Here is a 7085-nt window from a genome sequence, read left to right on the forward strand (position 1 = left end):
AATCTCCCCTTTCTTTCAACGAATCGAGTCCTCTCTTTTTTTGAATTCTCATCAACCGGTGCAGCAAATGCTTACAGCGATTTTATCAATGCAAAAGACGACTGGGTGCAAGATTCGGCACAAAATAACTAAAAACCGACCAATGAACAACAAATAGGGTCAGAGCAAAATTGCCTTGGCCCTATTTACTCGGATCAATTACAGCTCTGACCCTATTTGCCCGGTGCAAATCTCTCCCGAGCCAAATCGCTCTGCCCCCAATTATTTTTCATATAAGTGGGCAAACTACCATAGAAAAAGTACGACAAAAATCGAAATATTTTTGGAGGACAGCATGCCGTATTTTAACGGACAAATTATTTCAGGTGAGTTTGATAACGAAACAAATATCTTCTCCTTACAAAAAGTGAAATCCTTTACCACAGAATCGAGTTTAAAAGAAAACCAATTGCACGACCTGTACAATTATTTAAAAAAGCACGAGCATGAGAAAGAGGGCCAAATCATTACCCTCTATGATCAAATGCTCGTGCCACTCACACAAGTGGAATTAAAAGCTCTCATGTCTGACCTAGAATTCGTTCAAACAAAATACCAGCAGTAGAGAGGAGGGGCTCAGAGCTCATCGGCTTTGTCCTGTTCCTCCCAGTGCTAAACTGCCCCGGCCCCATTCGCCCCGAGCCTGTCTGCTCAGGTGCCAACTGCCCTGTTGCCATCCGCCCCGAGCCGGACTGCTCTGGTGCCAACTGCCCGGAGCCCATCCGCCCTGGTCCCATCTTATCTCTTAATTTTGTGGAACTATTTGCCTATTTATGGTTCGGGTATTCATTTGTAAAAATCAGTATAAACTGATAAAAAAGCAGCGAAATTAATTGAAAAGCTTACAGAATATTTGTATAATTTTATCTTAGATAGGATAAATTTCTTGTTTGCTTGTTGCAAACAAGGTGGAGAGAAAGGCGAACTAAACGTTGAAGGAACGGTCTTTAAGGCTGTTGCGCATTTTTTTCAGTGCCTGCTTTCGCCATGTTCCGACCGTGTTGGTGGAAACGTTTTGTTCCGCTGCAATTTCACCAGTTTTCTTTCCGACAATAATCGCTTCATAGACCCATAATCGTTCACGAGGGGAGAGGCTGTGTACATAAGGAGTGATGGAATCCATGTCATACGTATCATAATGAACGCAAGGGTCCTTTCGGTTTTCGTCGACATACGGGTCATGATGAATTTTATGCATCTTGGTAAATTTTTGCTCCGATTGAAGCTGCATCAGTAAATATCCTCGCACCGTCTGCTTGGCATACGCTTCAAAACTGCCTTTCTTATCATCGAATTTACGGTACGCTTCCCATAGAGCAATGACGGCTACATGATAGAATTCCTCATGATTCGTAAAAAGGTTGAGCTTTCTTATTTGGCTTTTAATCAACGGCTCAAAGGCTTTCAACACGTCTTCAAATGATGAACCATTCAATGCTTGCTCCTTTTAGAAAAACTATAGTTTTCATGGTGGATTTCCGGATTACGCTTATTGTAGGACGGAACGAAGATGAATTCACCTTAACAAAATGACGATTTCACCAGCGTGAGAAAAAGCAAACCACCCGTTTTCTGTGGGAGCTTTTGCAAAATTGAAGGACAATTATGTAAGCGCTTTAATAAAATTTATAAGATTTAAGGAGGAGATGGATCATGGACGAAAACAATTATTTAGAAGACTACGAGGTGAATCAGGAAACGCTGGCTCTCTGCCCTCATTTTCACCCTGAATATCAGACAAAGGTGCTTGAAACAAGTGGGGTCTATTATGTGAAAGGGAAGCCCCTTGATCTTTTAAAACGTAATTGCAAACAGTTTGGCGCTTCATTACGGGGGAGGCAGGAGTGGGCGGCTTATGTGATGAACAAAAGCTATAAGCTACCGATTCTCGTACAGGAGCACCACAATCTTCTTGCCTTTCCGACACATTCTCCGAGACATACAGCTTGCACCTGGATTTTTGTCAATCAATTTCCTGATATTAAGACAGCTGCGCAAAAGCAAAAAAGTCTCGTCCAATTTCCAAATGGTACGGAACTAACCGTTGATGTGTCTTATCCTTCATTAAATAGGCAGATGCAGCAAGGCTTTGCTTGCCTTGGCTATTTTCTTGGACGGCGGTTTCGCTTTTTTCGACCGGAGTAATTAATTGTTGTTGGGGGGTTAAGTAAAAGACAGGGGAGATGCTCATGTGGAGGGCTTTTCTGTGGAGAATGAAGAATGGTACGAAGCTTCAGTTCAAGATGAGGAAGTAACGAAGTCCTTCCGTACACACCCCTTCATTGAAAAGGCTTCTCTAAGGATTCGTTTTCATTCTTGTGGGAAGAGTGAGCCGCTTACGTTGATTTAGTGGAAAAGGGGACGGAGCTTACAGGGTGATAAAGCAGGAAGTCCGTGGCTTGCACCGCCTTCATTGAAAGAATGCTCAGCGTTCGTTGACGAACTCGATCCATTCATGCAGGCTTTTGAAAAAGGTGGAGCGGCCCCTTCCTTGTGAAAAAAATAGAAAAAAAGCGCCCGTTCAAGGGGCAACCTTCGAAAACGTAGAAGAAGCAGCAACTTCAAGCTGCTAGCCTGTCGCTCGGACTTAGGTACTTGTATTTGGCATTTTACGGATGTGTCAAATGGCAGTATATTGATTCGTTATTAATATAATTTATTTATTCTGATTTTGTCGCTAGCCTCTGCGGACAGATTTTTTGAAAAGAACGGAGAAACAAGCTTTTTTGGGCAATTAGTCTAACCCATCTGCCACTCCATGTAAATCACAGTGTATTCGAAAAATATAGTGCCACGAACAGATCTACTTGTCGATCGTTAAAGTGGATAAAGTAGCTTTCCTAACGTATAAAAAAGGCTAGCCAGAAAATCTGGCTAACCCTTCCTTATATGAGATATGATGTTATTTTGTCATTGTTGTATCTTCGATGATTTCAATCGGTTTTTCCTGAACCTTTTGATCATCCTGTCCCTTGTCTTTCGATAAAAACCATCCCCCCACTCCGATTAAGAGAAGAACGGACCAGAAGACGGCTTTCCACTCTGTACTGCTTGAGAAATCTTCAGACAAGATCGCGAGCTCTGGGTGGGACAAGGAGTAGACAGCGAGCTTAACCCCTACCCAGGCAACAACAAGGTAGGCAGCCGTTTCAAGTCCAGGCTTGCGGTCTAACAAAGTAACGAAATAGCTTGCAGCAAATCGCATGATCACAAGACCGATGATTCCTCCGGCAAGGACAACGGCAAAGTGTCCACCATCTAAGCCGCCAATTGTTGGTAAGTTGGTAGTAGGGAGCATCACAGCTAAGGCAACCGCAGCAAGAATTGCATCAACAGCAAAGGCAATGTCCGCAAGCTCGACCTTAAGAACGGTCATCCAGAAGCCAGATCCTTTTTGCTCTTTTGCTTTTTTCGCTACATACTTTTTAAGCACATGCTTCTTCAATAAGTGATAGATCGCAATTCCAAATAGGTAAAGGGCACCAATCGCTTGAACCTGCCAAATATGAACGAGGTACGAGATGACAAACAACGAGCCAAATCGGAATACAAAGGCTCCGGCTAATCCGTAAAATAAGGCTTTCTTTCGTTGGTCTTCCGGTAAATGCTTGACCATCGTCGCAATAACGAGGGCATTATCCGCTGCTAACACACCCTCTAATGCAATCAGGATAAGCAGCACCCATCCATATTCCAACAATAACGCTATGTCCATTTATTCAATATCCCCTTTATTTATGATTTATTATGTGCAAAATGGCTTAACCATTAAGCTTAGGCAAAAATTTTAATTTCATCATGGTCCATGTCTTTTACGTCATCACTGAAAACCAATCGTGTCTGAAATCGATAGGAAATGCCGTTGGAAGAAGGCTCTAGCTTCTTCGGCAATTGGTAAACGAAAGGAATTTCTGCACGGGCACCTGAATCCAATGTTTTTGTCATCAGGAGCGTCGTCACCGTTTCAATGATTTTTTCTTCTTTTTCTCCTGTACGCTTGGCAACAAGGTCACATTCAAGTCGTTTAATTGTTTGTGTGCCCCAGCCACCTTGAAGATTGAAAAAGCCAGAAATTTTTTCTCCAGCAACGCATTCCTTTCTATCTAACACGAGGTCGACATTCGCCGATCCAATTTTCAAAAAACGCAAATACTTCAATAACACGAAACCTATCCTCCTAAGGAAACTTCAATTATTTATGGTTGTAAAATGAATGTGAGATCATCTGAACTTGTGCTTGTGGCTGTGGGGCATGTAACGAAAGGCTTCTTGGAGGGTGATTCAGATCCAAGGTGATAATCGTTACAGCAAACAGCTTAAAAGTAACAAGCAAGGTGATGACTACTAAAAGCTTTTTTTGAACGTCTATGTCCAATTAAGTTCTCTTTCTCCTTTTTGAAAAAACATTGTCAATGTCAGTGAATCAAAAATGAGATGGTTTAGATGTTGATCTCCTCCTGTATTTCTCTTCATAAGCAGGGGTGTTTTCCCGTGCAGAATAGAAGGTGAATATGCCCCTCAATCTCTCCTAGCGCTCTACCCTGTTTCCATTCAAGCTCTCATAAGCGGGAACATTTCCCTACAAGGAGTACAAAAAATACATCGGTTGCACCGAAGCTGATGAAATCAGGGCGGTGTGAGCGGAAAGGCTTTGCACGGAAGTCTTATCCCTGACAATATAAAAAACCTTCACCACGATTTTGGTGAAGGTTTTTAGGTACAAAAATAGCCTTCACCAAATTGGCAAAGGTCTCGCAAACAACAGATCATATTTCATGTTGCCAGTTAAGCCGGTGACGGTTTATCCATCACGGAATGTCGACATAACTGTAAGCTACTCCCCTTTGGAGTATTATAAGCTCAAGTAGAGCGGTAGCCTTAACTCTTCGGCTAGTAAGCTAATCATAATACGAGCGATTTTAAAAGTCAATATCCATTTCGTTTGAAACACTCATAGCCACATCATGTTCGAATTTTCAGCAATACAGTATCTCTCAAGAACAGAATCGATTATACTGAATCTACTTCACTACCTTGGTTAGGAGGAATTTTTATGACTGACACAAACCATGAAGATCAAAAAGATGCACCGAAAAAGAAAGTGAACCTGCAAGAAGCCATTAAGCAGCAGCTTGAACGAAAAAAACAACAAGCAGCTGCCGGAAAAGCAAGCTACAAAACGCTGCAAACGACAAAAACAATGAAAAGCCAGCAAACGAAAAAAGTGAACAATCAACGAAAAAGAATGGGTATCTAACGAAGATACAATAGGCTGAGCAAACGTTTGAACCCTCCAAAGGCTAACGATTTAAAGGTAACAGCTTAGCTGCAATAGGTTCAAGAAATGATATTTAGGTAAAGGATGTTGGTTTAATAATAGAGCAAGGACAAAGAATGATATTATTTATTTTTTGAATCTGCTTCCTACATAAATTCCACGGATGCCTTCGTATAAAATACAAACCTTTTACTTCCGTTTAAATAAGCGATTAGAAAAGTAAAGGGATGTCAAAATGGCGGATCATCAAGAGCATTGATTTTGTTATCTCTTTTTTTAACGTATTCGTGATCCTCCTTGTAGAGGAAGAACCTATTATTGGCATTGTTGGGAGAAATGAATCGATTATAAGACTTTTGTGAAAAAAAGGGGACGAAGCTCCAGTACAAGTTGTGGCAACGCTTCCTTGTGCCGCTCCACCCCTTTTCAAAAAAACATTTAAGCTACCTTCTCACACCGAGAGAATGCAACGCTTGCTGTACGGAAGCGATCGTTTGCAAAGAAGATAAATCGACACCTAATTGGACGGCGATCTGGGCGAGATCAGGTCTCATGCCTGAAATGATCGAACGGGTGCCGAGCAGGTTAAGGACGTCAATCATTTGAAACAGAGAGTTGATCACCATACCATCAAGGGTATAAATCCCTGATAGATCAATGATTAAGGAGTTGACCTTTTCTTCTTGGATTTTTGAAGGCAAATTGTTTAAAAGCTGCTTTGCACGCTCTGAGTCGATGGAGCCCACAAGCGGAAGGATGGCGATTCCTTCTAGAAGAGGAACGACCGGAGCAGATAACTCGTTAATTTCACGTAGGACCTCTTGGTGTCTTCTTTCGGCTTCTTTCCGGACAGTAATGTCGCGAATCACCGTTTGAATCGCCTTTCTTTTACCAAAGGTAAATGGATGGCAATTCAGTTCAACGTCAACAGGGGTGCCATCGAGGCGAATGATGGTTTTTTCAATCAGTTCACCTGCAACATTTTCTTCTATTCCCCTGCGGATTCGTTCTCTTACGGCTGCTTGGTCCTCTTTTTGAAAAACGGCCAAGATCGACGCCCCTAAAATATCCTCCCGCGGCGCTCTTAAAAACTTGGCGCCTGGTTCATTAATATATAAGACTTTATGTTCGGCATGAATGATCACGGTTTCTTGTGAATATTCAACGATGTGCCGGTACATTTCTTCTTTTGCTGCAAGTGCTTGATAGGCTTCTCTTGTTGCGTCCATGAGCAAAAGCCTCCTAGTGTATAAATTAATGAATATCTTTAAGCATGATAAGCTTCTATTCATTCTTTTCTCATCATATCATACGAAATCATCTCTGTATCTTGTAAAACGTCAGCTAAGATCGCAAACCGTTTCCAAGACGGACCATCTGAGGTATGGGCGGGTGCCGTTTGGCCGTCTTCCATTCTTGCACATACCGAAATGGGATTTCGCAAAAAAATGCCCTTTAGCATGAATAACTACATGACCAACGAAAAAGCAAATGGCTGATACGAAGCAAAAATACCTGCTTTTAATCAAACGTTTGTTTAAGGTTAAGTTCATATTGAAGCGTACCGGGGATCATGTTAATCGATTTTATTCACATAGCGATCTCAATTAGGGGCTGAGACAAAAGAGTTTTTATTAATAAGAAATCCGGACGTCATGATCGTTGCTGCATAGCATTCACTTCGGAAATAGATTTCGCTTTCCGCGGGCGGCTGGTGAGCCTCCTCGTGCTTTTTGCACTGTGGGGTCCCACCCTTGCCTTTGATCCC

Annotated in this window: 9 protein-coding genes; 4 read left to right on the forward strand and 5 right to left on the reverse strand. The window is 42.0% G+C overall.

All coding sequences use genetic code 11. The annotated features are described in order from the left end of the window. Positions 1 to 334: 334 nt before the first annotated feature. Positions 335 to 604, forward strand: a complete 270-nt coding sequence (locus tag BLT_RS0101635; protein WP_017726087.1) for a hypothetical protein — start codon at positions 335 to 337, stop codon at positions 602 to 604. Positions 605 to 964: 360 nt separating this feature from the next. Here the strand turns inward: BLT_RS0101635 and BLT_RS0101640 are convergent, their stop codons facing one another. After that, entirely contained in the window at positions 965 to 1474 is a 510-nt protein-coding gene (locus tag BLT_RS0101640) for a sigma-70 family RNA polymerase sigma factor (protein WP_017726089.1), read from the reverse strand. Between the two features lie 218 nt (positions 1475 to 1692). Here BLT_RS0101640 and BLT_RS0101645 point away from each other — a divergent pair, with 218 nt between their 5' ends. Continuing rightward, complete coding sequence (locus BLT_RS0101645) at positions 1693 to 2184, forward strand: competence protein ComK (RefSeq protein ID WP_017726090.1); 492 nt, start codon at positions 1693 to 1695, stop codon at positions 2182 to 2184. A 61-nt stretch (positions 2185 to 2245) separates the two neighbouring features. Further along, positions 2246 to 2389: a hypothetical protein gene (locus BLT_RS23915; protein ID WP_161603232.1), complete on the forward strand. Its 144-nt coding sequence runs from the start codon at positions 2246 to 2248 to the stop codon at positions 2387 to 2389. 552 nt (positions 2390 to 2941) lie between these two features. Here the strand turns inward: BLT_RS23915 and BLT_RS0101655 are convergent. Continuing rightward, on the reverse strand, positions 2942 to 3754 hold the full coding sequence (locus BLT_RS0101655; RefSeq protein WP_017726092.1) for a TerC family protein: 813 nt from the start codon (positions 3752 to 3754) through the stop codon (positions 2942 to 2944). A 59-nt stretch (positions 3755 to 3813) separates the two neighbouring features. After that, positions 3814 to 4203 (reverse strand): sporulation protein, encoded by a 390-nt coding sequence (locus tag BLT_RS0101660; RefSeq protein WP_017726093.1) that lies wholly within the window; start codon positions 4201 to 4203, stop codon positions 3814 to 3816. 889 nt (positions 4204 to 5092) lie between these two features. On the opposite strand from BLT_RS0101660, the gene BLT_RS0101670 reads away from it, so the two are divergent. Continuing rightward, positions 5093 to 5296, forward strand: a complete 204-nt coding sequence (locus BLT_RS0101670; RefSeq protein WP_017726095.1) for a hypothetical protein — start codon at positions 5093 to 5095, stop codon at positions 5294 to 5296. A gap of 464 nt (positions 5297 to 5760) precedes the next feature. On the opposite strand, the gene BLT_RS0101675 is transcribed toward BLT_RS0101670, so the two are convergent. Continuing rightward, positions 5761 to 6546 (reverse strand): PAS domain S-box protein, encoded by a 786-nt coding sequence (locus tag BLT_RS0101675; protein ID WP_017726096.1) that lies wholly within the window; start codon positions 6544 to 6546, stop codon positions 5761 to 5763. A 59-nt stretch (positions 6547 to 6605) separates the two neighbouring features. Continuing rightward, positions 6606 to 6731, reverse strand: a complete 126-nt coding sequence (locus tag BLT_RS24645) for a hypothetical protein (protein ID WP_268871111.1) — start codon at positions 6729 to 6731, stop codon at positions 6606 to 6608. Positions 6732 to 7085: the final 354 nt, after the last annotated feature.

This window comes from Halalkalibacterium ligniniphilum (assembly GCF_000334155.1).
Lineage (GTDB): Bacteria > Bacillota > Bacilli > Bacillales > Bacillaceae_D > Halalkalibacterium > Halalkalibacterium ligniniphilum.